General features: G+C 46.4%; 21 protein-coding genes. 16 read left to right on the top strand and 5 right to left on the bottom strand.

The window, feature by feature from the left end:
* Nucleotides 1-11: 11 nt before the first annotated feature.
* From CSHOW_RS02180 to CSHOW_RS02170, 3 genes are all read right to left on the bottom strand, one after another.
* A complete protein-coding gene (locus CSHOW_RS02180) occupies nucleotides 12-434 on the bottom strand; it encodes an Rrf2 family transcriptional regulator (RefSeq protein ID WP_039895152.1) in 423 nt (140 codons plus the stop codon).
* Nucleotides 435-514: 80 nt separating this feature from the next.
* Nucleotides 515-1,150 (bottom strand): NAD(P)-dependent oxidoreductase, encoded by a 636-nt coding sequence (locus tag CSHOW_RS02175; RefSeq protein WP_039895147.1) that lies wholly within the window; start codon nucleotides 1,148-1,150, stop codon nucleotides 515-517.
* Between the two features lie 131 nt (nucleotides 1,151-1,281).
* Nucleotides 1,282-1,656: a cupin domain-containing protein gene (locus CSHOW_RS02170; RefSeq protein WP_004321117.1), complete on the bottom strand. Its 375-nt coding sequence runs from the start codon at nucleotides 1,654-1,656 to the stop codon at nucleotides 1,282-1,284.
* A 166-nt stretch (nucleotides 1,657-1,822) separates the two neighbouring features.
* Between CSHOW_RS02170 and CSHOW_RS02165 the strand changes: the two genes are divergently transcribed.
* From CSHOW_RS02165 to CSHOW_RS02100, 15 genes are all read left to right on the top strand, one after another.
* The gene (locus CSHOW_RS02165; RefSeq protein ID WP_004321118.1) at nucleotides 1,823-2,698 is read left to right on the top strand and encodes an ABC transporter six-transmembrane domain-containing protein; all 876 of its coding nucleotides are present in this window, start codon (nucleotides 1,823-1,825) and stop codon (nucleotides 2,696-2,698) included.
* A gap of 52 nt (nucleotides 2,699-2,750) precedes the next feature.
* Nucleotides 2,751-3,707, top strand: coding sequence for a cation diffusion facilitator family transporter (locus tag CSHOW_RS02160; protein ID WP_004321120.1), 957 nt, complete (start codon nucleotides 2,751-2,753; stop codon nucleotides 3,705-3,707).
* Between the two features lie 123 nt (nucleotides 3,708-3,830).
* Nucleotides 3,831-4,214: a hypothetical protein gene (locus tag CSHOW_RS02155; protein ID WP_004321121.1), complete on the top strand. Its 384-nt coding sequence runs from the start codon at nucleotides 3,831-3,833 to the stop codon at nucleotides 4,212-4,214.
* Between the two features lie 135 nt (nucleotides 4,215-4,349).
* Nucleotides 4,350-6,140, top strand: coding sequence for a translation elongation factor 4 (gene lepA, locus CSHOW_RS02150; protein ID WP_004321122.1), 1,791 nt, complete (start codon nucleotides 4,350-4,352; stop codon nucleotides 6,138-6,140).
* 275 nt (nucleotides 6,141-6,415) lie between these two features.
* On the top strand, nucleotides 6,416-7,105 hold the full coding sequence (locus CSHOW_RS02145) for a hypothetical protein (RefSeq protein WP_039895153.1): 690 nt from the start codon (nucleotides 6,416-6,418) through the stop codon (nucleotides 7,103-7,105).
* A 9-nt stretch (nucleotides 7,106-7,114) separates the two neighbouring features.
* On the top strand, nucleotides 7,115-7,675 hold the full coding sequence (locus tag CSHOW_RS02140; RefSeq protein ID WP_004321126.1) for a YajG family lipoprotein: 561 nt from the start codon (nucleotides 7,115-7,117) through the stop codon (nucleotides 7,673-7,675).
* Complete coding sequence (locus CSHOW_RS02135) at nucleotides 7,675-8,247, top strand: ComF family protein (RefSeq protein WP_004321127.1); 573 nt, start codon at nucleotides 7,675-7,677, stop codon at nucleotides 8,245-8,247. The genes CSHOW_RS02140 and CSHOW_RS02135 overlap by 1 nt, the downstream gene beginning before the upstream one ends.
* 185 nt (nucleotides 8,248-8,432) lie before the next feature.
* Nucleotides 8,433-11,051: a DNA gyrase subunit A gene (gyrA, locus tag CSHOW_RS02130; protein ID WP_004321129.1), complete on the top strand. Its 2,619-nt coding sequence runs from the start codon at nucleotides 8,433-8,435 to the stop codon at nucleotides 11,049-11,051.
* Between the two features lie 73 nt (nucleotides 11,052-11,124).
* Entirely contained in the window at nucleotides 11,125-11,631 is a 507-nt protein-coding gene (locus tag CSHOW_RS02125) for an LPP20 family lipoprotein (protein ID WP_004321130.1), read from the top strand.
* Entirely contained in the window at nucleotides 11,607-12,005 is a 399-nt protein-coding gene (locus tag CSHOW_RS02120; RefSeq protein WP_004321131.1) for a hypothetical protein, read from the top strand. The genes CSHOW_RS02125 and CSHOW_RS02120 overlap by 25 nt, the downstream gene beginning before the upstream one ends.
* Nucleotides 12,006-12,008: 3 nt before the next feature.
* Entirely contained in the window at nucleotides 12,009-13,178 is a 1,170-nt protein-coding gene (locus tag CSHOW_RS02115; RefSeq protein WP_004321132.1) for a sigma-54-dependent transcriptional regulator, read from the top strand.
* Between the two features lie 396 nt (nucleotides 13,179-13,574).
* Nucleotides 13,575-14,600 carry an aspartate-semialdehyde dehydrogenase gene (locus CSHOW_RS02110; protein WP_004321134.1) on the top strand — a complete coding sequence of 342 codons (1,026 nt, stop codon included), beginning with the start codon at nucleotides 13,575-13,577 and terminating at the stop codon, nucleotides 14,598-14,600.
* Nucleotides 14,601-15,041: 441 nt separating this feature from the next.
* Nucleotides 15,042-16,424, top strand: a complete 1,383-nt coding sequence (locus CSHOW_RS10310) for a hypothetical protein (RefSeq protein WP_004321136.1) — start codon at nucleotides 15,042-15,044, stop codon at nucleotides 16,422-16,424.
* On the top strand, nucleotides 16,402-18,897 hold the full coding sequence (locus CSHOW_RS10305) for a hypothetical protein (protein WP_198400666.1): 2,496 nt from the start codon (nucleotides 16,402-16,404) through the stop codon (nucleotides 18,895-18,897). Before CSHOW_RS10310 ends, CSHOW_RS10305 begins: the two co-directional genes overlap by 23 nt.
* 101 nt (nucleotides 18,898-18,998) lie before the next feature.
* Nucleotides 18,999-19,502, top strand: a complete 504-nt coding sequence (locus tag CSHOW_RS02100; RefSeq protein ID WP_004321139.1) for a YqhA family protein — start codon at nucleotides 18,999-19,001, stop codon at nucleotides 19,500-19,502.
* 413 nt (nucleotides 19,503-19,915) lie between these two features.
* Here the strand turns inward: CSHOW_RS02100 and CSHOW_RS02095 are convergent, their stop codons facing one another.
* Together CSHOW_RS02095 and CSHOW_RS02090 are read right to left on the bottom strand one after the other, a co-directional pair.
* Nucleotides 19,916-20,845 carry a ribose-phosphate pyrophosphokinase gene (locus CSHOW_RS02095; RefSeq protein ID WP_004321147.1) on the bottom strand — a complete coding sequence of 310 codons (930 nt, stop codon included), beginning with the start codon at nucleotides 20,843-20,845 and terminating at the stop codon, nucleotides 19,916-19,918.
* A gap of 462 nt (nucleotides 20,846-21,307) precedes the next feature.
* On the bottom strand, nucleotides 21,308-24,718 hold the full coding sequence (locus tag CSHOW_RS02090; protein WP_004321150.1) for a DUF748 domain-containing protein: 3,411 nt from the start codon (nucleotides 24,716-24,718) through the stop codon (nucleotides 21,308-21,310).
* Nucleotides 24,719-24,986: 268 nt separating this feature from the next.
* Between CSHOW_RS02090 and CSHOW_RS02085 the strand changes: the two genes are divergently transcribed.
* Complete coding sequence (locus CSHOW_RS02085; protein ID WP_004321159.1) at nucleotides 24,987-25,349, top strand: DUF488 domain-containing protein; 363 nt, start codon at nucleotides 24,987-24,989, stop codon at nucleotides 25,347-25,349.
* The last annotated feature ends 277 nt before the right edge of the window (nucleotides 25,350-25,626 follow it).

Raw genomic sequence — 25,626 nt, 5'->3', positions numbered from 1 at the left:
AGGCGCAAATTTTAGTTTTTAGCCGCCAGTTCGTCTAGCAAATTTTGCAAATTTACGCCCGCTAAGCTATCAAACATCGCTTGTTGCGCGGAGCCAAATTTAGGCGTCAAAAGCGCCTCGATCCTGCCTCCTAGCGGACAAGGCGGCGGCGAGTTTTTGTGGATTTTAAAGATATCGTTTTCGCCCTCATTTACCGCCGAAAATATATCAAAAAGCGTGATCTGCTCAGGCTTCTTAGCTAGGCTCGCCCCGCCCGTGCCCGCACTCACGTTTATTAAATTTGCCGATTTTAAAAGCCTGATTATATTTCGCACGATGACGGGGTTCGTGCCGATCGTGCCGGCTAAAAACTCACTCGTGTTTTTCTCGTCCTTAAAAAACTCGCAGCTAAGTAATATATGTATAGCGATGGAAAATTTTTGTCCTATTTGCATAACCGGCCTTGGTTTAAATTTAAAACCGCACATTAGTTCCGTGCGACGTTATTTTAGCTAAATTACGCAAAATTTTAAACTCACGCTCTCTCGCCGACTGCGGTAAAGCGCTTTTGCACGAAATTTCTATTTTTTAGCTCGTCGATGATCGCGATTGCAAGATCGGCGTAGCTGATGTAGCTATCGTTTTGCGAGTTTAATATGACGTGATCGTTGCCAAGGACGTATTTGCCCGTGCGAGCGCCCTGATCGTCGTATTCGCCGGCCGGGCTTACGTAAGTCCAAAGCACATCGGTTCTGCCTTTTAGCTCGAAAAACGACTCCGCCGTAGCCTTTGCGACGCCCATATACTCAGGCGGGAAGCCCGGCGTATCCATAGCCATAGTGCCTTTATCGTCCACATATAGCGTACCCGCGCCGCCGATGACTAGTAGCCTCGTTTTCGTACCGCTAAGCGCGTCCGCGAGGTGCTTTGCTACCTTTTTATGAAGCCCAAATGTTTCGGGCGTCCATGCCGCAAATGCGCTGATAACGGCGTCAAAGCCCTCCAAATCGGCTTTGCTAAGCTCAAAAACGTCTTTATAAACGACTTTTACGTCGCCGTTTTTATACTCTTTGTTTCGCACGATAGCCGTTACGTCGTAGCCTTGCTTTAGGGCTTCTTGCACCAAATTTGAACCTGATTTTCCGTTTGCTCCGATGATTGCTACTTTCATTGTTTTTCCTTTAAATTTGATTTGTTTGATCGCACAGCCGCTGCGGTTAATGCGCTCGCACATTTGGCGTCGTCTTGCCGCGCTGCGCAGTTTAAAATTTACGCTCGCGTTTGCCGCGCGCCTTGCGAAATTTACAGCCAGCTCGGCTTTACATCGTCGTTTATCACGCCGTCGCCGTTAGTGTACTGCTCCAGGCTGCCGCGTTTGGTCTGGATGCAGATAAATTTCATCCCCTGCGCGCCCGCCTTGAAGCACCTTTTGCCCGCGGGATCGATGCGTATCGCGTCGCCCTCACCGACCGCCTTCTCCTCGCCGTCTATAAAAAGCGTGCCGCCGCCTTTTAGCACCAAGTAAAGCTCCTCGTTTTGCTTGTGCGAATGCACGAAAGGCACGCTCGCGTTTGCGGGGAGCTCATTGATAGAAAGCTCGCAGCCGCTTAAATTTAGAGCGGTTTTCAGCTCGACTCTCGGCGCATTTTTGGTTGAAACGATCTTGTAGTTTGACATCTTTGTCTCCTTAGATTTTTTGTTGTAATGCTATAATTTACAACCGATGAGCGAAGTATAATAAAATTTTGTTGTAATGTCAAGAGTTACAGCAAAAAATTTTCAAAAATTTGACGCGAATTTTAAAATCAGCTAGAATCCGCGCGATTTTAAACAAAGGAATTTTATGCAAAATAGCGCATTTAAGACACTAACGCTCATAGCAAAGAAAAACTTTAAAAAGCTGTTCTTGACGTTTAGCCTGGTTTTAGCGGAAAACGGGCTATTTCTCGTCTATCCCGTGCTCGCTGGCATCGCCATAAACGCCATCGTAGCGGGCGACACGCTTTTGGCACTTAGCTACTCGTGCATGGTGTTCGTGGGTTGGGGGCTTGGCTCGATTAGACGGCGCGTGGATACGCAGGTGTTTACTAGGATATATGCAGGACTTGCCGTAAGCGTGATAATGAACGAAAAAAGAGCCACGAAAGACGAAAGCGCCGTAATCGCAAGAGCAAATTTATCTCGCGAATTCGTGGATTTTTTCGAGCAGCACTTTCCCGTGTTTTTCACCTCGGTCGTCTCGATTTTCGGCTCGGCGATCATGCTTTTATTTATCGAGTTCTACGTGGGTTTGGCTGTTTTTGCCCTGCTCGTGGTTTTTGGAGTTTTGCTACCCAAATACATCGCCAAAAACGACCGCTTGTATCTCAAGCTAAACAACCAGTTAGAGCGCGAGGCAGGACGCATAAGCGCAGGCGATGAGCGCACGCTAAAGCGCCACTACGACGTACTTTCAAAGCTTCGTATCCGCATATCAAACAGAGAGGCGATGAGCTTTTTCATCATCGGGGCGAGCGCGGCGGCGATTTTTAGCTTGGCGATATTTATGCTATCACACAAGCAGGCAAACGCGGGCCACATCTACTCGGTGCTTACCTACCTCTGGACGTTTGCAATCAGCTTAGATGACGCGCCGAGACTGATAGAGGAGTTTAGCAAACTAAAAGACATCGGCAAGCGCGTAGATGCCGGGCTAGAAGGCGATATAGATAAAATTTAAGCGCTTTTTTGAGGTATAATTTAACTAAAATTTGCCCAAAAGCGAGGTCAAAATGCACGAAAATCACGCCCACTGCGCGCATTCGCACGCGTCAAACAAGGTCGTTTTGAAAAATTCCTTCCTTATAATCTCCGCTTTTATGCTAGTCGAGATCGCGGGCGGCTTTGCGACAAACTCGCTCGCCCTGCTTTCCGACGCCGGACACATGCTATCAGACGCCGCAGCGCTCGGGCTTTCGCTGTTTGCGTTTAAATTCGGCGAACGCAAGGGCAATCTGCAAAAGACCTTCGGCTACAGGCGGATCGAAATTTTAGCCGCGACGATAAACGCCGTCACGCTCATCGTCATCGCCGTTTTTATCGTCATCGAGGCGGCGAGGCGCCTGCAAAATCCGCCCGAAGTAGCCACCGCTGGCATGCTCGCTATCAGCACGCTGGGTCTTGCCGTAAACATCGTCGTGGCGCTATACATGCTGCGCGGCGGCGACGTAAGAGAAAACGTCAATATGCGCGGCGCCTACCTGCACGTGCTGAGCGACGCTGCGGGCTCGGTGGGCGCGATCGCGGCTGCGCTAGCGATGATGTGCTTTGGCTGGGGCTGGGCGGACGCGGCAGCTAGCCTGCTCGTGGCTGCGCTCATCGTAAAAAGCGGCTGGGGCGTGCTAAAAGACAGCCTAAACATCCTAATGGAGGGCTCGCCAAAAGGCGTGAGCCTAGACGCGCTCGTCACGCAGATCAGGGGTGTGGACGGAGTACTTTCGGTGCACGACCTGCACGTCTGGAGCATAACAAGCGGCGCAAACGCGCTCACGGCTCACGTGGTGGTCAGCGGCGAGCTGCGCGTGCGCGAAGCGGAGCGGATCATGGCCGAAATATCGCACGAAATGGAGCATCTGGGCATCACGCACACGACGCTGCAGCTTGAGAGCAGCGAGAGCGAATGCGCCGACGAGCTCATCTGCGAAGTAAGATCAAGCGATACGGGCGGGCATTTGGGGCATAGTCATTAAAATTTAGGCAAATTTGGGGCGAAATTTTGCGATCTAGCATATCAAATCAAATCCGTAGCCCGAAACAAATAAATTTTTGCTAAAATTTAAATCGACTCATTTTTATAAAAGGGGCGAATTTAGATGAAAAAATATATACTAGTCGTGATTTTCGGCCTGCATTGCGCCCTTGGGGACGGCAACTATACAGGTTTTCTCATCGCGTTAAATTTCGCGGTAGCCTTGGTTTGCGCCGCTTTTCCTTTTATAAAAAAGAATTATATATTTTTGTTACTGCTCGCGCTAAATTTAACCTTGTATTTCAACACTATCGACACTCCTTTTGAAAAGCCTGAGCTTTGGACGTATCATATACCCGCACTCGCAAACGCGACATACGGGCTAATCACTCTAGTTTACGCCTCGGGATTCGTAGCTTTTGCTCCGCTTGCGGCATATATCTGTTTTTTATATTCGCTCTGCGTCGTTATCTGTGCCGTGCGCGAAAGACTTCAAAATTTACGTTAAATTTTACGAACCGAATCCGCGTCAAATTTATTCCAAATCCCCCGCCTCAAGCAGCCACCCGTTTAACGAAAGCTAAATTTACTCTACTTTAACGAAAATTTTTATACAATCGCCCAAAATTTAACTAGGGATTTCATGAAAAACATCAGAAATTTTAGCATCATCGCTCATATCGACCACGGCAAAAGTACGCTCGCAGACCGCCTGATACAGGAGTGCGGCGCCGTCAGCGACCGCGAGATGAGCAGCCAAATCATGGACACGATGGATATCGAAAAAGAGCGCGGCATCACGATCAAGGCTCAGTCCGTGCGTCTAAACTACGCGCTAGGCGGGCAAAATTTCGTCCTAAATTTGATCGACACTCCGGGCCACGTGGATTTTAGCTACGAGGTGAGCCGTTCTCTTGCTAGCTGCGAGGGCGCGCTGCTCGTGGTGGATGCTTCTCAGGGTGTAGAGGCGCAAACCATCGCAAACGTCTACATAGCACTTGAAAACAACCTCGAAATCATCCCCGTTATCAACAAAATCGACCTCCCCGCAGCAGACCCGGAGCGCGTAAAAAATGAGATCGAGCACGTTATAGGGCTTGACTGTAGCGGCGCGGTCGAGGTTAGCGCCAAAAGCGGCATCGGTATCAAAGAGCTGCTAGAAGCCATCATCACGCGCATCCCGGCTCCTGGCGGCGAGGCGGAAAAACCGCTAAAAACTCTCATCTACGACAGCTGGTTTGACAACTACCTAGGTGCGCTGGCACTCGTGCGCGTCTATGACGGCGAGCTAAAGAAAAACGACGAGATCCTAGTCATGGGCACGGGCAAAAAACACATCGTGCTAGACCTCATGTATCCAAACCCTATCGCGCCGATAAAAACGGCAAATTTGGGCGCGGGCGAGGTCGGTATCGTGGTGCTGGGGCTAAAAAACGTCAGCGACGTACAGGTAGGAGATACCATCACGCTGGCTCGTAATCCCGTAAAAGAGCCGGTCGGCGGCTTTGAGCGGGCTAAACCGTTCGTATTTGCGGGACTCTACCCGATCGAAACGGATAAATTTGAAGATCTGCGCGACGCACTTGATAAACTAAAGCTAAACGATAGCTCTATCAGCTACGAGCCCGAAACCTCGGTCGCGCTTGGGTTTGGCTTTCGCGTCGGATTTTTGGGGCTGCTGCATATGGAGGTTATCAAGGAGCGCTTGGAGCGCGAATTTGACCTCGACCTCATCGCCACGGCTCCGACCGTGACCTATGAGGTGGTGCAAACCGACGGTCAAATTTTACGCATCCAAAACCCGAGCCAGCTCCCTCCGGTCAATAAAATCGAGCACGTCAAAGAGCCGTACGTAAAGTCCACGATCATCACGCCTAGCGAGTTTTTGGGCAACATCATCACGCTGCTAAACAACCGCCGCGCCGTGCAGACCAAGATGGACTACATCACGCCCGAGCGCGTGCTGCTCGAGTACGACATCCCGATGAACGAGATCGTGATGGACTTTTACGACAAGCTAAAATCGAGCACCAAAGGTTACGCGAGCTTTGACTACGAGCCTAGCGACTACCGCGTGGGCGATCTGGTGAAGCTTGATATCAAGGTCGCGGGCGAGACCGTGGACGCGCTCTCCATCATCGTGCCAGAGTCCAAAGCCCAGTCCAAAGGACGCGACTTCGTAAAAGCAATGAAAGAGATCGTGCCGCGCCAGCTCTTTGAGGTCGCGATACAAGCCAGCATCGGCAACAAAGTCATCGCGCGCGAAACGGTAAAATCAATGGGCAAAAACGTAACCGCCAAGTGCTACGGCGGCGACATCACGCGTAAGCGCAAGCTGCTAGAAAAGCAAAAAGAGGGCAAAAAGCGCATGAAAGCCATCGGCAAGGTAAATTTGCCGCAGGAAGCCTTTCTCTCGGTCCTAAAAATAGACTAGCGGTATTTCGCGAGCGTTTTTGCTGCGCTCGCGGCTGCTTATTTATTATCTCGCAGTCAAATTTGAGCTCAAATTTACAAAATTTGATCCGCCCATACCCGCACCGCGAAAATGCCAAATTTGACGCTATATCCGCTTTTAAAATCTCAAAAGTCAAACTTAATAAAATTTATACAAATTTCCAATTTCCCCCAAATTTTACGCAAATTTGGAAATTCATCTCAAATTTGGATAGAATTTTGCTTGCGCGATGTAAAATTTACGAAAGGATTTTTATGAAAAATTTTATACTTTTATTTGCGGTGTTCCTTTTTACGGGATGTTTTGGGCTTTTTGAGAGCTCGCCGGAGGTCGCTCAAACCGAGGACGGCAACGCCAAAGGCTACAAAGAGGTGATGCGTATCAAAGCAGACTGCTCCTCGTGCGCTAGCGGCGGTCAAGACATCAAGATAAACGGCACGGACTACACTAGCGACGTCGCGATAAAATGCTGCATCGCTCAAAGCAGGATCGACACGAACGCGGCTATCAAAAAAGTCTATATCCACAAAATAGCCGACGAAAGAGTAGCGGATAGCGGTATAAAATTTATCTCCAAAAACGGCGCGAAAATGCTCTATCCAAAAGAGCGCCTTGAGAGGCTTTTTCATCTTTTCTTGCAGGACGAGCTGTTAAATCGCGGCATCATGGTCGTAGATAGCCAGACCTCGCCTTACACCTACCGCGTGGATTTTGCATTTACCGATTATGCAGCCTCGTATAGCGAGCCGTCGCAGTATCTAAGCGCGGCGATGAAGGGCAAACTAGGCGTCAAAAACATAAACAAAACCCGCGTGCTAAACATCTCCACCAGACAAGACGTACGCAAGCTTGAGGCCGAGGATACGGATGATTTTAATCTCTACGTCTACCTTCTCGTTAAACAAGCCGCCAACAAAGCCGCCGAAGAGATATCAAAACTATAAAGGAAAAATATGAAAAAATTAGCTTTTTACGCCATTGCCGCCGCGCTTTTTGCTGCGGTCATGAGCGGATGTTCGCAGCGCAGCTCGGTGTTAAATTTGACCCCGTATCAATCAACCTCAAACCAGATGGGCTACCAAAAAAATATCCGAATAAATAGCATCGAGGACGCTCGCGCAAACAAAAGCATCGTCGCCACGATCACGGGTAGCAACGGCAACGTCAAAGAATACGTCACGCTGCAAAACAGCATAGAGAGCTGGCTGCAAGACGGCCTTAGCACCGAGCTAAAGCGTCTGGGAGCAAATTTGAGCGACTTTGGCGATATCGTCGTGGACGTGAGGATCGTCGAGCTTAAAGCAAATCTAAGCGGCTACTCCACGGACAATCTAAAGGGCTCGGCAAAGCTTGCGATAACGGTACATAGAGGCGATCAAACCATCACCAAAAACGTCTCGCAGGAGCAGACCAAATTTGCCCCGATTCACACGAGCGGCGCGTTTAAGAGCTTCTTTGACGAGCTACTCCAAGACATCGTAAAACGCGCGGCGATCCAGATCCTAAAAAGCTAATGAGATGCGCTAACTGCGGGCATCTGAGCCTCGGCGTGATCTGTCAAATTTGCAAAGATCACCTGCTCGCCTCGCCCGCAAGAACGCGCGTTTTGGACGGCGATTTTAAAATTTACAGCTTTTTTGACTACTCCGAAGTTAAAAATTTACTCCACTCAAAGCACCTATTTCACGGCTCTTTCGTTTATAGCGCGCTCGCAAATTTGAGTTTTAAGATTTTTGCGCGAAAATTTAGCTTCGGCTCGCCAGTAAATGCCGTACCTATCGACGACAAAACAACTAGCGGCTACTCGCATACGGCGATCCTAGCTCGCGCGTTAAAAAGTGCGGAAATCCATCCACTTTACGCCTGTTTGCACGCGTGCTCAAACGTCAGCTATCACGGCAAAGACCTCGCCTTTCGCCTAAAAAATCCGAGAAATTTTAAGCTCTTAAAAACGCCAAAATTTCCCGTTATCTTGATAGATGATATCGTGACGACGGGCACTACGATAGACGAAGCCAGACGGACGCTAGAAAAATCAGGCTACGAGGTGCTTTTCGCGCTAACGCTTGCGGATGCGAGATACTAAAATTTGACTCAATCAAGGTAAAATGCGGACTCAAATTTAGCATTTTAAAGCTAGCAAAGTAAAATTCTCAAACATCCCCAAATTTCGGTCAAATTTAACCTCATCAAGCCACTATAAAACATATCTATTTAGCAAGTTTTTATCAAATTTAAGCTAAAATCGGCAAGTAAATTTTAAGGAAAAATATGGAAAATATATTTGAAAACAATCAAGACATCCAAGCCGTCGATATCGAAGAGTCGATAAAAACGAGCTACCTCGACTACTCGATGAGCGTCATCGTCGGTCGCGCCCTGCCAGATGCCAGAGACGGTCTAAAGCCCGTTCATAGACGTATCCTCTACGCGATGAACAACCTCGGAGTCGGCAGTCGCAGTCCGTATATGAAGTCCGCGCGTATCGTGGGCGACGTCATCGGTAAGTATCACCCGCACGGCGACACGGCCGTTTACGACGCACTCGTGCGTATGGCGCAGAAATTTTCCATGCGCTATCCGGCGGTCGACGGCCAAGGCAACTTCGGCTCCATCGACGGCGACGGCGCGGCTGCGATGCGTTATACCGAAGCTAGGATGACCAATCTCACCGAAGAAATCCTGCGCGATATCGAAAAAGACACGGTCGATTTTATCCCAAACTACGACGATAGAGAGACCGAGCCCGACGTCCTGCCTAGCCGCGTGCCAAATTTGCTGCTAAACGGCTCTAGTGGTATCGCCGTCGGTATGGCGACGAATATCCCGCCGCACAGCCTCGACGAGCTAATCGACGGGCTTTTGCTAGTGCTCGAAAATAAAAACGCGACGCTAGAAGAGGTGATGCAGTACATAAAAGGGCCGGATTTCCCGACTGGCGGGATAATATTTGGCAAAAAAGGCATCATCGAGGCCTACCGCACGGGACGCGGCCGCGTAAAACTACGCGCCAAAACCCACATCGAAAAAAAGCCGAACAAAGACGTCATCGTCGTAGACGAGCTGCCGTATCAGACAAACAAAGCCCGCCTCATCGAGCAAATCGCCGAGCTAGTCAAAGAAAAACAGATTGAAGGCATCAGCGAGGTGCGCGACGAGTCCGATAAAGACGGTATCCGCGTCGTCATCGAGCTAAAACGCGATGCGATGAGCGACATCGTGCTAAACAATCTCTTTAAATCCACGACGATGGAGAGTACGTTTGGCGTCATTATGCTTGCGATAAACAACAAAGAGCCGAAGGTATTTAACCTAATCGAGCTTTTGAAGCTATTTTTAAATCACAGAAAAACCGTCATCATCCGCCGTACGATATTTGACCTGGAAAAAGCCAGAGCTAGAGCGCATATCTTAGAGGGTTTAAAAATCGCGCTGGATAATATCGACGAGGTGATCGAGCTCATCAAAAATAGCGCCGACACGCCGAGCGCTCGCGAGGGATTGGTGGCGAAATTCGGCCTTAGCGAGCTACAAGCAAACGCCATCCTAGATATGAGGCTAAGCAAGCTAACGGGTCTTGAGCGCGAAAAACTAGAAGCCGAGCTAGCCGAGCTGATGGCCGAGATCGCGCGCCTTGATGAAATTTTAAAGAGCGAAACCTTGCTAGAAAAACTAATCAAAGACGAGCTGCTTGAGATAAAAAATAAATTTAAAGTGCCGCGCATCACCGAGATCGTAGACGACTACGACGACATCGACATCGAGGACCTCATCCCTAACGAAAACATGGTCGTAACCATCACGCACCGAGGCTACATCAAGCGCGTGCCGAGCAAGCAGTACGAGAAGCAAAAACGCGGCGGCAAGGGCAAGGTCGCGGTAACTACGTACGACGACGACTTCATCGAGAGCTTCTTTACGAGCAACACTCACGATACGCTGATGTTCGTGACTGATCGCGGACAGCTCTACTGGCTAAAAGTCTATAAGATCCCTGAAGGAAGCCGCACCGCAAAAGGTAAAGCGGTAGTAAATCTCATCCAGCTGCAGCCTGACGAAAAGATCAAAGCGATCATTCCGACGACTGATTTTGCCGAAAGCAAATCGCTCGCGTTTTTCACTAAAAACGGCATCGTAAAACGCACGAATTTAAGCGAATTTAAAAACATCCGCTCTATCGGCGTGCGCGCTATCAACCTAGACGAGAACGACGAGCTAGTAACGGCTCTCATCGTCGAGGGCGAGGAAGAGCCGATAAATCTAATCGACGAGCTTGGCGTAGAGACCGAGATAAACGAGATAGAGGCGATAGAAGCTCAGATCGATGAAGAAAATAGCGAGGAAAACGACGAGAACGCGGCCGAAGGAAGCGACGATAGCGAAAAGATGCTATTTATCGTAACCAAAAAGGGAATGTGCCTCAAATTTAAACTCAGCAAAGTTCGCCAGATGGGCAGAACGGCCCGCGGCGTGACGGGTATCAAATTTAAAGAAGCCGGCGACGAGGTCGTTGGCGCTGCCGTCATCGAAAACAACGATCAAGAGGTGCTAAGTATATCTCAAAAAGGTATCGGCAAGCGTACTACCGCAGAAGAATACCGCCTAACAAATCGCGGCGGAAAGGGCGTAATCTGCATGAAGCTAACGAATCGTACCGGCGATCTAATCGGCGTCGTAATGGTCGATGACGAACAAGATCTGATGGCTCTAACCTCAAGCGGCAAGATGATTCGCGTCGATATGCAAAGCATCCGCAAAGCCGGCCGTAACACTAGCGGCGTCATCGTCGTAAACGTGGACGGCGACGACGTAGTCAGTATCGCCAAGTGTCCGAAAGCCGATGATGGCGAGGATGAGAGCAGCGAAGAGACGCTAGAAAATTTAGAATGAATTTAGTGTTTTTGGAATACAATTTGCTAGTAAATTTGCAAACAAAAAAACAACTAAATTTAAAGGTTCAAGAATGAAAAAAATTACATTCGCGGTTTTAGGCGCAGTAGTATTTTTGACGAGCGGTTGCTCTTTTAACAACCCTTTTGCTTCCGACGACGCAACATCGGCAAAGCAAGACATCGTCATCCAAAAGGTCGATAAAGAAGACATCAGAAGCGTGATGAAACAAGAAAAGATGATATACGATATCGAACCGGCCGATGCGGTATTTGGCGCCGTGGGTGAGGGTATCGCTCCGACCAACACCGTCTCTCACGCCCAGTCTCTAGCACTAGCTAAACGCGCGGCCATCGCGGATGCGCACAGACAGCTAGCCGAGAAACTCTACGGAGTCAAGATAAACTCCAAAGATACGGTTAGAGACGCGATGCTTAGAGACTCGACCATCACGGCTCAAGTAGCAGGCCTCATTAAAAATGCTTCCATCGTCGAGCACGACTTTAAAGACGGGCTATATCGCGTCAGAATGGAAATGAAAATAGACCAAAGCAAGTGGCAAGAAATTTTTGCTTACTGATTGCCGCTGCGGCGCTTCTTTACAGCTCGGAGGAGTTTATCCTCTGGGCTAAAATCTCTACTAAAAATCACACCGTCGTTTACGACGATATCGCGCTTTCAAAGGCAATGGTTCTAAGCGAGCTAGAGTACGAGTATCTATGCGAAATAGACGCCTCAAAGCAGCCCGCGCAAAGTTCGCTGGATTTTTTAAATTTACATAAAAACGAGCTTTTCGAGTGCTTTTTGCCATACAAATTTAAGGTCGAAGATCGCTTCGTCCAACGCAACAAAAATATGAACTCCGCAACCGATCTCACGCTGCTTCCCGTGCGATTTACGGTGAAATTTAAGCTCTCTTCGGCTATCATAAGCGTATTTAAAAACAAAGAGTAAAAGATGAACATCGTAATAGTAGAAGACGACATAAACATGCGCAAGTCCCTAGAGATCGCGCTTGGCGAATACGACGATCTAAAAATCAAAAGCTACAAAAGCGCGGTCGAAGCGCTTAAAAAAATGGGCGAGGACGTCGATCTCATAATCACCGACATCAACATGCCCCAGATGGACGGGCTGGAGTTTATCAAGCGTCTGGAGGGCAAATTTGACGTCATCATAATGACGGGCAACGCGACGCTAAACAAAGCCATCGAGAGCGTGCGCCTTGGCGTCAAGGACTTCCTCACGAAGCCTTTTGACGCGCAAACGCTATATGAGGCGATAAAAAGGGTCGAAATTTTACGCCGAAAGCTACCTGCTGCGAGCCTAAAAGCCGCGCAAAACGGGTCAAATTCGCAGGCCGATTCGACCGATTTCGTAGCTAGCTCGCCCGCGCTTGCTAACGCGCTAAATTTAGCCTCGCGCGTCGCAAAAACGGATGCTTCGGCGATGCTAATGGGCGAAAGCGGCGTGGGCAAGGAGCTGTTTGCTAAATTTATCCACAAAAACTCGCCGCGCAAGGACGGTCCGTTTATCGCGATAAACATGGCTGCAATCCCCGAAAATTTGATAGAAAGCGAGCTTTTCGGCTTTGAAAAGGGCGCATTTACCGACGCCTCGGCGATGAAAAAGGGGCAGTTCGAGCTAGCAAGCGGCGGCACGTTATTTTTAGACGAGATCGGCGAGATGCCGCTAAATTTGCAGCCAAAACTCCTGCGCGCGATCCAGGAGCGCGAGATCACGCGCCTTGGCGCCACAAAGAGCGTCAAAATCGACGTTCGCATCATATCCGCGACGAATGCAAACCTGCCCGCGATGATCAGCGAGGGTAAATTTAGAGAGGATCTGTTTTACCGCCTAAACACCGTGCCCGTCGCCATCCCGCCGCTAAGAGAGCGAAAAGAGGAGATCTTGCCTATCGCAGAGCGCTTTTTGAAACAAAGCTGCGAGGAGTTTAATCTCGGCGCAAAAAGCTTTTCCGAAGCGGCGGTAAAAGAGCTTGAGAACTACGATTTCCCGGGCAATATCCGCGAGCTCATCTCCGTCGTGCAGCGAGCAGCGATACTGAGCGAAGGCGAGGAAATACAACCCGGCGATCTTTTTTTGCAGGCTCGCAGCAGAAAATAGCTTAAATTTAAGCTTTACGCGAGTAAAATAAGCAGAATTTTAGTTTAAATTTAGCCGGCCGAGACGGCGACGCTGAAAATGCGGCGTGCAGTTTGGCAAATTTGAGCAGGCGAGAAGCAAAATTCAATCGCAAATTGGAGTTAAATTTAGCGAACAAGAGCGGTAGCGATTAGCTTTTTATGCCAAAAACCTAAATTTAGCCCGCGAAACAAGTTTGGTCTTAAGCGCGCGACGCAACCGACGAGGCTAACCGCAAGACGGCAAGCCGTCTAAGAAACAAACAAAATTTAGTCTGCAAAGCCTGAGGAGTCTTTGGCGCCGGGTCAAGCCAAATAGGCTTGTCGCGAGGGCTTTGCCGACCGAGAAGTAAAAACAAAAATCAAAAAAGGAGCCAAAATGAGAAAATTTAACGTTGCCGTCGTAGGCGCGACTGGCGCAGTCGGAGAGGAGCTTTTCCGCGTCATGGAGGAGGTGGATTTCCCGGTCGGCGAGCTACTACCGCTAGCAAGCGCGAAAAGCGCGGGCACCCAAATAGAGTTTAAAGGCAAAAACCACAAAGTCGTGGAGCTCACCGAGACCGTTTTTGACGAGCATGAGATCGATATAGCGTTTTTTAGCGCGGGCGGATCGGTATCCGAAAAATACGCTAAATTTGCAGCCGCCAGCGGTGCCGTCGTCATCGACAACACCAGCCACTTTAGGATGGACGCAGACGTGCCGCTAGTCGTACCCGAGTGCAATCCCGAGGACATCGCCCAGTGGAAAACCCGCGGTATCATCGCCAACCCAAACTGCTCGACCATCCAGATGGTACAAATTTTAAAACCGCTAGACGACGCATACGGCATCAACCGCGTGGACGTCTCCACCTATCAGGCGGCTTCGGGTGCCGGTAAAGAGGGTATGGAGGAGTTAGTCACGCAGCTACAAAAGTTTTTCGAGTTTAAGCTTGATGAGTGCGAGCCAAAGGTCTTCGCGCACCAGCTAGCCTTTAACGTCATCCCGCACATCGACGTGTTTTTAGACAACGACTACACAAAAGAGGAGATGAAAATGGTCAACGAGACCCAAAAAATCCTCCACAAAAATATGGAAGTGAGCGCGACCTGCGTGCGCGTGCCGGTGCTTCGCAGCCACTCTGAGGCAATCACGATTCATTTTGATAGAGACGTGGACGCCGCAGCCGCCCGCGAAATCTTGCGCAAAGCGCCTAGTATCGTGGTCGTGGATGAGCCAGCCGCGAAAAAATACCCGATGCCGAGCATCTCAAGCGATACCAACGAGACCTACGTCGGACGCATCCGCACGGATAACTACCGCAAAAACGTCCTGCATCTATGGTGCAGCGCCGACCAGATCCGCGTGGGAGCAGCGACTAATGCCGTAAGAATCGCGCAAAAATGGATAGAGATGCAGGAATAATTGGCCCGCGTTTTTTAAATTTGCCGAATTTGCGCTTTGGTTTGGCAGGCACAACTTGCCGCGCTTTGGCGTAAATTCGGCTAAATTTTGTCTAAATTACGCTTATCTTACTTGAGCATAAATTTGGTGTAGGTTTTGGGCGTGGGTTAGTTTTCAGCTCTCTTGTCAAAGCCTTGCAAAGCTTGGATTTTCAGATTAAATTTTGATTATTTTAGAAAATGAAACCGTGTTTTTGTCGTATTAATTTTTTGATCTGCACACGATCTTTTGTAAATTTCACATATACATTTACCTGCATCTTTGCGATAAACAGTTACAAATAGGTCTTAAAATTGCTATACCATATTAAAGCACAATTTACTTAAAAATTTTAGAAAGCAAATTTTGTGAAATAAAGCTAAAAATATATAAAATGCTATCAAAAAAAAGGATACTTGAATCATGAAATACACAAGCATTATAACTCCTAACGATTTGGCACGATATGCAGATACGCGTGAAAGCCAGGGAATAATTCCGGAGCTTATTTATCTACTTATCAAGCAATCTGCACCCGATATAAAGGAGTGTCGCATACCTTACGGCGATGCCGTAAATCAATCCGGTATGGATGGTCTTGTATATTGCGAGACCGGATTTTTGGAATTTGTTCCTGCGGGGAAATCCTATTGGGAAATAGGCACCGGAAAAGATCCTCAAGAAAAAGCAAGTAGCGACTTTCAAAAAAGAACTGATGAACTGAGCAATGAAGAGCGGGCAAATTTCACTTTCGTCTTCGCTACTCCGCGTTCGGCCGAAGCAAATGGTTGGGATGAGCCAAAACAGAGGGCTTGGATTAAAAGGCGGCAAAATACAGGATGGAAACGAATTATAATAATAGATGGGGTAAAGCTAGCGGATTGGCTTAGAGAATTTCCCGCTATCGGTAAGTGGATGGCTTGCAAAATAGGAATTTCGTCAAATTTAGGTGATATCATAACCCCGCTTGAACACTGGAATTTAACTCAATCTAAATTTAAAAATTGCAACTTGATCCAGTCACAATTTAATGGGCTGGCTCTTACGCCCGAGCTTTTTATCTCTTCTCGCGATAAGGCTTGTAGTGCGCTTGAGAGTATCTTTTTGGGCAAAGCCAAAAAGCTATTTATTATTGCTGAGAGCGAAAATGACGTAGATGATTTTGTGGCGGCTTACCTTATGACGCTTGGAAAAGAAAAGGCGCAAAAATATGCAGATAAGTGTCTTTTTATAAAAGATAAAGATACATGGCAAGCGATATCCGAGTTGCGACGATCACATGTATTGGTTGCTAGCCCTAGATTGGATTTAGATGATGAGCAACAAAATTTGCTTACGTTGGCTATAGAAAAAGGGCATGGAGTGATCGTGCCGTTTTGCGATGCCTCATCAAACGGCAATGACGATGTTATAGACCTTAAAAGTCCTCCATCATATCAGATCAAAGAGATACTGACGAAAGCGCAATTTCCAGATGCTCTTGCAGAGGAATTTGCTAAAATAGGAAATAGGAGGCTGTCTGCACTTATGAGGTATCTCGTAGGAGCCGCTGCGCCGTCATATGCGAAACGAAATACTGCTCGCGAATTGGCAAAAGCCTGTTTAATAGGTCGTTGGGACGAGGAAAACAAAGCGGACATTCAAGCCATAGAAGAATTTGTCGGCAAAAGCTATAAAGAATGGATAGAAAAATTTAGGGCTGACGCACTGCGTCCAGACTCTCCACTTGCTTTGATAGAAGGAAAATGGAAGGTTGTTTCTCGTGATGAGGCATGGGATGTCCTTGGAGGTAATGATCTCGAATGACGATCTAGCCCGTTTTAAGAATATGGCGATTTCATCTTTAGAAGAAAGAGATCCGGCGCTTGATCTACCAAAGGAAGAACGATGTGCCGCTAGTATTTATGGAAAACAATTAAACTATTCGCAAAATATTAGAAAAGGAATTTCTCAAACGCTTGCTTTGATGGGTAGTCGCCCTAAAGCGCTTAGTAACTGCTCTTGCAATGAGGCTTTAAACACTGTAAATTTTATTGTGCGCACATTGCTTGATGGGGCGGATTGGGAGCGATGGGCGAGTATAGATTACTACTTACCGCTTTTAGCAGAAGCCGCGCCCAGCGAATTTCTTGATGCTGTAGAGTCGTCATTGGTTGATATTTCAAATTCCCCTTTTCATGAAATATTTGAACAAGAGGGAGGCGGAATCGAAGGTCGTAATTATATGTGCGGCCTGTTGTGGGCTCTTGAAGGGTTAGCATGGTCCCCTGATTATTTATCAAGAGTAGCGGTTGTCTTGGCGGATCTTGCCTCTATTGATCCCGGCGGATCTTGGGCAAATCGTCCTATAAGATCGCTTGTGAATATATTTTTACCTTGGCATGTGCAAACTGCCGCAAAATTTGATAAAAGAAAAGCGGCGATCAAAGCCGTGATAAAAAATCAACCCAAAATCGGATGGTCCCTGCTGCTAGAGTTGCTTCCGGAAGGTTGCCACACTACAAGCGGAAACTACCGTCCTATTTGGCGAGATTTTATACCTTTAGATTGGAAGGATGGCGTATTTCAAGATGAATATTTGGAGCAAATTACCGTGCTATCTGAGCTTGTGATTGATTTAGCAAAAGAAGACGTGGATAAATTTATTGAGCTTATAGAAAGGCTTTCAAATTTACCCAAAAATGCATATGATTTTATTCTTGATCATTGCTTATCGGATAGCATAATAAATTTGCCCGAAGAAAAGCTCTATTTAGTTTGGGAAAAACTTGATGAGATTGTGCGTCGCCATAGAAAATTTTCTGATACTAACTGGGCATTGCTCGAAGAAGAACTTTGCAAAATCGAAAACTTAGCCGATAGTCTTGCGCCATCTTCGCCGGAAATAAAATATCGTTATTTATTTAATGGCGTAGTTTTTGAGTTGTTGGACGAAGATGATAGCTATGATAAACAAATAGAAAAGCTCGCTAAAAAACGCAATTCCGCCATAAAGGAAATTTTGGATATCGGAGGCTTGATGAGTTGTATAAATTTTGCCAAAAAAGTAGCTTCGCCATTTGATGTAGGTCGAGCTTTGGACGAAATAGAATATGATTTGATTGAAAATGAACTATTGCCAACATTTCTTGATTCAAATGATGAAGTTGAAAAGCAGGTTTTAAGCGGGTATGCACGGATCAAATTTTATAAAATCGGCATTGATTGGGTTGATATGATTATGCAAAAAGATTGGTCTTTAGAGCAACGCGCTAAATTTCTGTTGCTTTTACCTTTCAATGAAGAGGTATGGGAAACGGTTTCTAAATATTTAGGAGAAAATAGCGAGGGTCTGTACTGGAAAAACGTCAAAGTTAATCCTTATGAATCAGACGGCTATCTAAATGAAGCAACCGAAAAATTGCTTATGCATGGGCGCGAAGGTGCAGCCGTCATCTGCGCTGCTCACAGGGCAAATAAAGCCGAAATTAATGAAGCCTTAGCGGTTCGTTCGCTTATCTCGGTCCTTGATAGTAAAAGCGGTAAGCAAGAACTTACCGACTATAGCTATGTGGCCTATGATGTAGTTGAGCTAATTAATTGCCTTCAAAAATCAAAAACGATTGATCAAGACGTGCTACTTAAAATCGAATTTAATTTCTTTCCTTGGTTAAAAAGATTTTCAAGAGAAAAATCCCATACCGCAATCGAGAAAAAACTCGCTTCTGATCCGCAATTCTTTGCCGATATGATTGCCCTTGCCTTTCGGTCCAAACATGACAAAAGCGACGATACTAAAGAAATAGATGAGAATAAACGCTATCTGGCCGAAAATGCCTGCGATATTTTATATGAATGGAAACTTTGTCCAGGAGTTAAAGAAGATGAAAATTTCGACGAAAATACGCTTAAAGAGTGGATCAAAGAAGCCAAAAGGATCACCGAAGAGATGGGGCATATAGGAGTTGCCAGGCACTATATCGGACAAAGTTTAACCTACGCGCCTGCTGATCCGGGCGGGCTTTGGATACATAAGGCCGTGGCCGATATTTTAGATGAGCGGGATGCCGACAAAATACGCTCCGAATTCACGCTCGCGCTTTTTAATCGGCGCGGAATGCATACCTTTACTTACGGGTGGGAAGAGCGAGAGCTTGCTAAGAAAAATCAAGAAAAAGCCGAAGCCCTTGATGCGGAAGGTTTTACTAGATTTGCAGCAGCTATGCGCAAGTTTGCCGAGCAATATACAAAAGAAGCGGAAATGGAAGAAAAAAGAGATATTTATGAAGAATACGATTAAATTTTTACTTTTTAGCTCCAGTTATCTTTGCTAGTTTATGAGCCTAATCTTTAAGGAAAATATTATAAAATACGCGTTTTATTTTTCAACAAAGGAAATTAATGCGTAAATCTTTTGAAAAAATTCTGCTCTTTAGCAACAACTTCACGCTGCTTCCCGTGGTGTTTGGCTTGCTCGGCGCTATCGTGCTTTTCGTCATCGCCAGCTACGACGTAGGCAAGGTTTTCGTCGCCGTTTATCACTACTTTTTCGGCGATTTTCACCCGGAGAACTTCCACTCAGAAGTCGTCGGCGAGATCGTGGGCGCGATCGACCTCTACCTCATGGCGCTCGTGCTTTACATCTTTAGCTTCGGCATTTACGAGCTGTTTATCTCCGAAATCGAGGAGCTCAAGCAGTCCAAACAGAGCAAAGTCCTCGAGGTGCACTCGCTCGACGAGCTTAAGGATAAACTTGGCAAAGTCATCATCATGGTGCTTATCGTTAACTTTTTCCAGCGCGTTTTGCACGCAAATTTCACTACGCCGCTTGAGATGACCTACCTTGCGGCCTCGATTTTGGCGCTTTGCTTGGGGCTTTATTTCCTACACAAGGGCGAGCACTGATGCCATTTGCGAGCCTGGATTCGGGCTCGCTTTTTAAATTTCGATTCAAATTTTACCGCTTCGCTATATGTGAATAACTTTTAAATTTTGCTTTTATCGTTAAGTTTGATTTCGAAATTTTGCCAAATTTAAAGCTATATAAATTTAAGTTATTTTTTAGTGACAAATGCCGATTTTATGGGCTTTTGGGATTAAATTTAAGATTACAAAATTAACCAAAATAATATAAATTATTTCACTTTTCACTCCGTGAAAAAAACGTGAAAAGTTACGTTTAATTTCAGTCCTTTTTGAGTAAATTTGACGCAGTTAAATTTGATCGGCACGAGCCGCATCTTTACGGCGCAAACTCGTCGCATGCGCCGTTAAGGGGTAAATTTAATCAAAACCGGCGACCAAAGCACCGCCTAAAATCAGTCAAATAGCGAATTTACGCTTTCGTTATGATACACGCGCCTGATCACTTCGCCAAAAATCGGAGCTACGCTGAGTACTTTTATCTTTTCGTTTTCCTCGCGTAGCGGTATCGTGTCGGTCACCACTAGCTCGTCTAGCGCGCTATCTGCGAGGTTTTCGTAGGCCTTACCCGAGAGTACCGCATGCGTGCAGCACGCCATCACCGAGGTTGCGCCGCGCTCTTTAAAGACTTTTGCCGCCTTTACTATCGTGCCGCCCGTATCGATCATATCATCGACCAGGATCACGTCCTTGCCCGCCACGTCGCCGATTACGTTCATTACTTCGCTTTCGTTAGCTTTTTCGCGGCGTTTATCGACGATGACGATATCGAGATTTAGGGCTTTTGCGACGCTTCTAGCGCGCGCGACGCCGCCGATATCGGGGCTAGCGATGATTGGATTTTTGAGATTTTTATTTTTGATATGGTCGTTAAAGATGATCGAACCGTAGAGGTTATCGACGGGGATATCAAAAAAACCCTGAATTTGGCCCGCATGAAGATCGATCGTGACGACACGGTCGATGCCCGCCGTTTGCATCATGTTTGCCACGAGTTTTGCCGTGATAGGCACGCGAGGAGCGGCTTTGCGGTCTTGGCGCGCGTAGCCGAAGTACGGCACCACCGCCGTTATCGAGCTAGCCGAGCTGCGCTTAAGCGCGTCGGTTAGGATCAAAAGCTCCATCAAATTTACGTTTGCCGGCGCGCAGGTAGGCTGGATGATGAAAATGTCCTTGCCGCGCACGCTCTCGCCGATCTGTACGCTGATCTCGCCGTCGCTAAAGCGCTTGATCGTGGCTTCGCTGAGCGGAAGCGATAAATAATGCGAAATTTTCTTTGAAAACGCCGGATTTGCGGTACCCGAAAAGATTTTGTAACCTCTCATAACGATTAACCTTTATAAAATTTTTATCTAATTTTACCGAACTAAAACTTAAATTCGTAGATTTTTGCGGATAAATTTTATCTTTTGTCGGCTCAAATTTCAGTTTCTAGCGCGCTAACTCGGGCTGTCGGCAAACTAATCTTTTTAAAAATTATACGACGCTGACTACCTTAATAGAGCTATTTTTGAGTCAAATTTTATCTCTAGCTTTAAAATATCGCGAATTTATCTCGCGTCAAATTTGGCCTTAAAAACTGCAATCCTGAAAACGCGAAATTTAAGCCTCGCTAGAGCTTGGCGTCAAATTTAACTAAATCAAATTTAGCGTTTTGCCGTACGGGTCTGGGAGGGTCAAATTTGCAAATTTATCCGCAAGATGCTTTTGGCGTAAGCAAAGCGGATAAACGATTACGCACTCAAAATCAAGCAAAACCATACGACAAAGGCCGCAACCGCGCAAATTTAGTCCGCCACGCCCATCATCACGCTTGAGTATTCGCCCTGTTTGACGTCCGTTTTTTCGGGCTTTTTAACCGTCACCCTATCTTCGGCCAGTCCAGCCTGCGCTAGGGCCGCCTTGATAGCCTGAGCTCTTGCGTTAGCGAGATCTAGCAGCTGCTCTTTTTTCACCTCGATGCCTTTTAGCGCAGCCTCCCGCAGCGCCTTTTCGTCGCTGCTTTTTTCTTTTGGAGCTAGCGATGCGAGCGCTCCTGCGTAGTCCTTGCCCGTTTGCGCCATCGTTTGACTGATTTTTTCGTTTAGTTTCGCGTTTTTTAGCGCCGTTACGTCCACGTCCGAGTAGGCCGGAGTGATGCTTAGCTTCATCTTAGGTTTTGCCGTCGTTAGCTTGATAAAATCAGCTATCTTAGCCTGCTCGGATACGATTAGCTCGGCATTTGCTGGCATAAAGTCGATAGTATTTAGATCATTGCTGCTTAACCCTAGCATATTACCCAAAAATCTAAACGGAGCCAGCGTGATGTCGGCAAATAGCTTCTTAACCGCTTCCCAGACGATACCGCCGTATTTAAAGTCTGGGTCGTTTAGGTCGCCCGTCACCGGCAGATCGATGTTTATCTGATTGTTTTGATCGCTCAAGATCGAGATAGCAAGCGATAGAGGTAAATCTACCGCGTCTTTAGACTCGACCTTTTCGCCAAGCGTTAGCGTGTCTAGATTTACGACATTGCTACCGTTTAGCTTAGAGTCCTTAACATCGTAGTTTAGAGTCAAATTTAGCTTGCCTTTTTCTATCTTGTAGCCCAAAAACTGCCCGCTATAAGGCGTCACGTCGACTAGATCGATATCTTTAAAGCTAAATTTGACCTCCGTGCTCTTTTTCGGGTCGTACGGCAGTAGCTTGAGCCCGATCTTGCTAAAGCCGCTCTTGCCGACCACGCCCTCAAACGTACCCATCGTCGGGCGAGTACTGTCGATATCCATCAGCACGCCTTCTAGCTTGGTGATCTTAGTCGCAAACGGCATAAATAGCGACGCGTCGGAGAAGTCTACATCGCCGTTTTCTACGAGGATGTTCTTGATAGCGAAGTCAAACTCGCCCTCTTTTTTCTGCTGTTTTGCTGCCTCTGCGGCCTTTTCGTTTTTAGGGGCGGCTTGTTTTACGTCCGCATTTTGCGTACTTTCGCTCTCACTCTTTTTCACTAGACTGCTTAGATTTAGTTCGCGTTCTTTATTTAAATGCGCCTTTAAAAACGGTGCGCTCAGAGTCACTCGCTCTAAATTTAAAAAATTTTTCGCAAACGAAATTTTAGATAGCTTGAGGTTTTTAAAGGCAAAAACCTTATCGCCAGAGCCGTCCGCAAGCTCGATATTTGCGATGTTTGCCTTACCGCTTACGGAGGCGTCCGCGGCGTATTTTACGTTTAGTTCGGCATTTAGCTCGCCGCTTTTTAGGCTCGCGTCCAGATAGTTTTTAGCGTAGACGAAGTAGCGAGACAGATTTGCGTCATTTAGTTTTATATCGGCTTCGATACTTAGGGGCTCTGGCGTGATTTTACCCTTAAGAGCCAAATTTAGCTTTTGCGAGCTTTTCATGTCGATTTTAGCGGTCACTGGTGCAGCTAAATTTTCGCTGATATTTTGCAAATTTATATTTAGTCCGTCAAATTTGTGCGCTATCTTTTGCCCCTCAAAGATATGGGTTATACCTATATCCGCACCCGTAACGGCGACGTTTTTGACGCTAAATTTAAATCCGCTCTTTGCATCTTGAGCGCTTTTTTGCTCGGTTTTTTTACTTTTTTTCGCGGCGCTTTTTTCTGCCGTTTTTTGAGATTTGGCAGGTTTTTTCGCGCTTTCGGTTTTGCTTTTTGTATTTGTTTTTTTAGCGGCTGTTTTTTCGCCGTTTAGTCCAAGCTCACTAATAGCGCTAAGCTCGCCGTTTTCTTTTATATCGGTTGCAAATTTAGGCTTATTTATACTTACGCTTTCGATGCGAAGCGCAGTTTTGGCTAGATCAAAATCCGCGTCCTTCACGCCGATTTCAGCGACGGCGGCGATCTCTTTATTTTTAGTTTTTAGCACGATTTTTTGAGCTTTTATCTCGCCGATAGAAGCAGTGCTGGCATTATTTTCCAGCGTAAATTTAGGCGCGTTTATAACGAGCTTTTCTAGGCTTGCCGCACTGTTTTTACCGACCGGGGCGGAGGCGACGTTAAGCGTCAAATTTTTTAGGCCAGCTGCGATATTTTGCCCTTTTATTTTAGCATCCAGCTCACTTGCATTTGCGTCTTTTAGCTTTATCTCGCCGACGCTTTTTTCGGTCAAATTTATCCCGCTAACGCCCAGAGCTTTGAGCGCTGCGGAGGCGTTTATATCGCCCTTTTCGTTTATATCGGCCTTAAGCGCGACGCCGCTTAAATTTAGATTGTTTAAATTTGCCTGCGCCTCGCCTTTAAAGCTCGTGTTTTTAAATTTTATCTCGCTAATATCGGCCGCAAAGCTTCTTTTTTCGCTAACGTCGGCATTTACCTCGATGGCAGGTAGATCAAGCTCCTCTAGGCTCAAATTTTGCCCATCAAGTTGCGCTTCAAACGACTTTAAATTTAAAGCTGCGTTTTTTAAAGCAGCCTTGATAACGCCGCCGTCCGCACTTAGTTCGTAGCTCGTTTTTGCATTTACGAGCGCGCTATTTATGCGTAGATCCTTCGTATCGATGAAGCTAAGAGCGACGGGGCGGACGTTAAAGTCCTTTAGGCTAAGCTCGCCGTAAACGCGAAGCGGCGCGAGGTCGATGCCGCCCTGCCAGTCCAGCTTTTGCGCTAGCGTGGAGTTTGCGTCAAAAACGTGCTTGCCCGCGCTATTTTGCTCGGTATTTATGCCTGAGATTTCGTAGTTTATGCCCTCAAATTTGGCGCTAAAAGGCTGCTTTAAACTCTCGTCCGAGTAGGCAAACGAGCCGCCGATTATCTTTGTGCTGTTTAGAGCGAAATTTATGCTACTAGTTTCGTTGTTTTCGGTGCTAGTAGCGTTTGACTCGCCTAAAAACGTAGCTAAATTTAGCGTGCCGTTTTTATCTCTAGCGATATTTACGCTTGGGCTTTTTAGGCGCAAGATATCGACTTCTGCTAGCTTTTTAAAGAGCGAAAAAGGCTTAAGTTTGACGTCGATTTGCTCCGCGCTAAAAAGCGGCGCGGTCGTGTTTAGCTCGGGGCGTGTGACGTTTAGCTCGAAGGTAAAAGGGTTAAATTTAGCCTCCGCCACGCTAAGGCTAGCGTTTATATCTTTTAGCTTTGTGGGCAAGGTATTTTTGAGTGCGTAAGGAACGCCTAAAAAGCCTGCGAGCGTGTAGATGAGCAGCAAGCCCGCAAGCGAGCCTAGGATAATAAGAGCGATTTTTTTACTTTTTTGCATAAATTTGCCTCGATTTTTTTGGCGAATTTTACTAGGATTTTGATTAAAGGGCGGTTATTTTGGCGTATTCATACGAAAAATTAGCACCGTTTCTTATAAAATTAAAGCCGATATTTGATGCAAATAAACAAAAATCAAATACGGCGCAAGATCTCTTTTTGATAAAACTTGGCACCCGTAAACTACGGAGATAATTTAAAATCTAGTCGATAAAATAGCGATTTTACTGTAAAATTCGGAATCAAATTTGTCAAACCGGGGAGTAAAAATGTTTCAGGCTTTCAGAATTTACGATTTTGTAAAAGGCGATGAAAATAGCGATTTTTACGGCGTATTTATCGATAGACTCTATCCTCGCGGAGTGAAAAAGGAGATATTTTGCTCGTTTTTATGGCTAAAGTCGGTTACTCCGTCAAACGAGCTTAGGTCTTGGTTTCATGAGGATAAAGAAGCTAGATTTGAGGAATTTAAAGTTAAATTTAAGACCGAACTAGCCGATAAAGAGGCGACGGCAGGACTGAACGAGCTAAAAATTCTAGAAAAAAAGCACGGCAAAATCGCTCTATTAACCGCGACTAAAGATATAAATTTAAGCCACGTTGCGGTACTTTTAGAACTACTCAGGGAGTAAAATTTAATTTACCTTTTATTTTTCATATTTTTTCGCTATAATCCCCCGACTTTTTAAATCGATTTTTAAGTTTATAGCATCTAGTTAAATTTATAAATATCATTAAAATTAAGATTTGCGATTTAATCGCTAAAGCCTAAAGATAAGTGTACCTTTTTCTGCGTTTAGATTTGAGCGATCATAATTTCGGTGCAGTAAATTTTATCCTAAAACTAGACCCGATTAGGCGCCGCAATCTACCCGCGAATTAAGCCTAGTCGGGCTTACTTTTTAAACT

The organism is Campylobacter showae (assembly GCF_004803815.1).
In the GTDB taxonomy this organism is placed as follows: Bacteria; Campylobacterota; Campylobacteria; order Campylobacterales; family Campylobacteraceae; genus Campylobacter_A; species Campylobacter_A showae.
The sequence above is the reverse complement of the archived record's forward strand: the minus strand, read 5'-3'. Positions and strand labels throughout refer to the sequence as shown.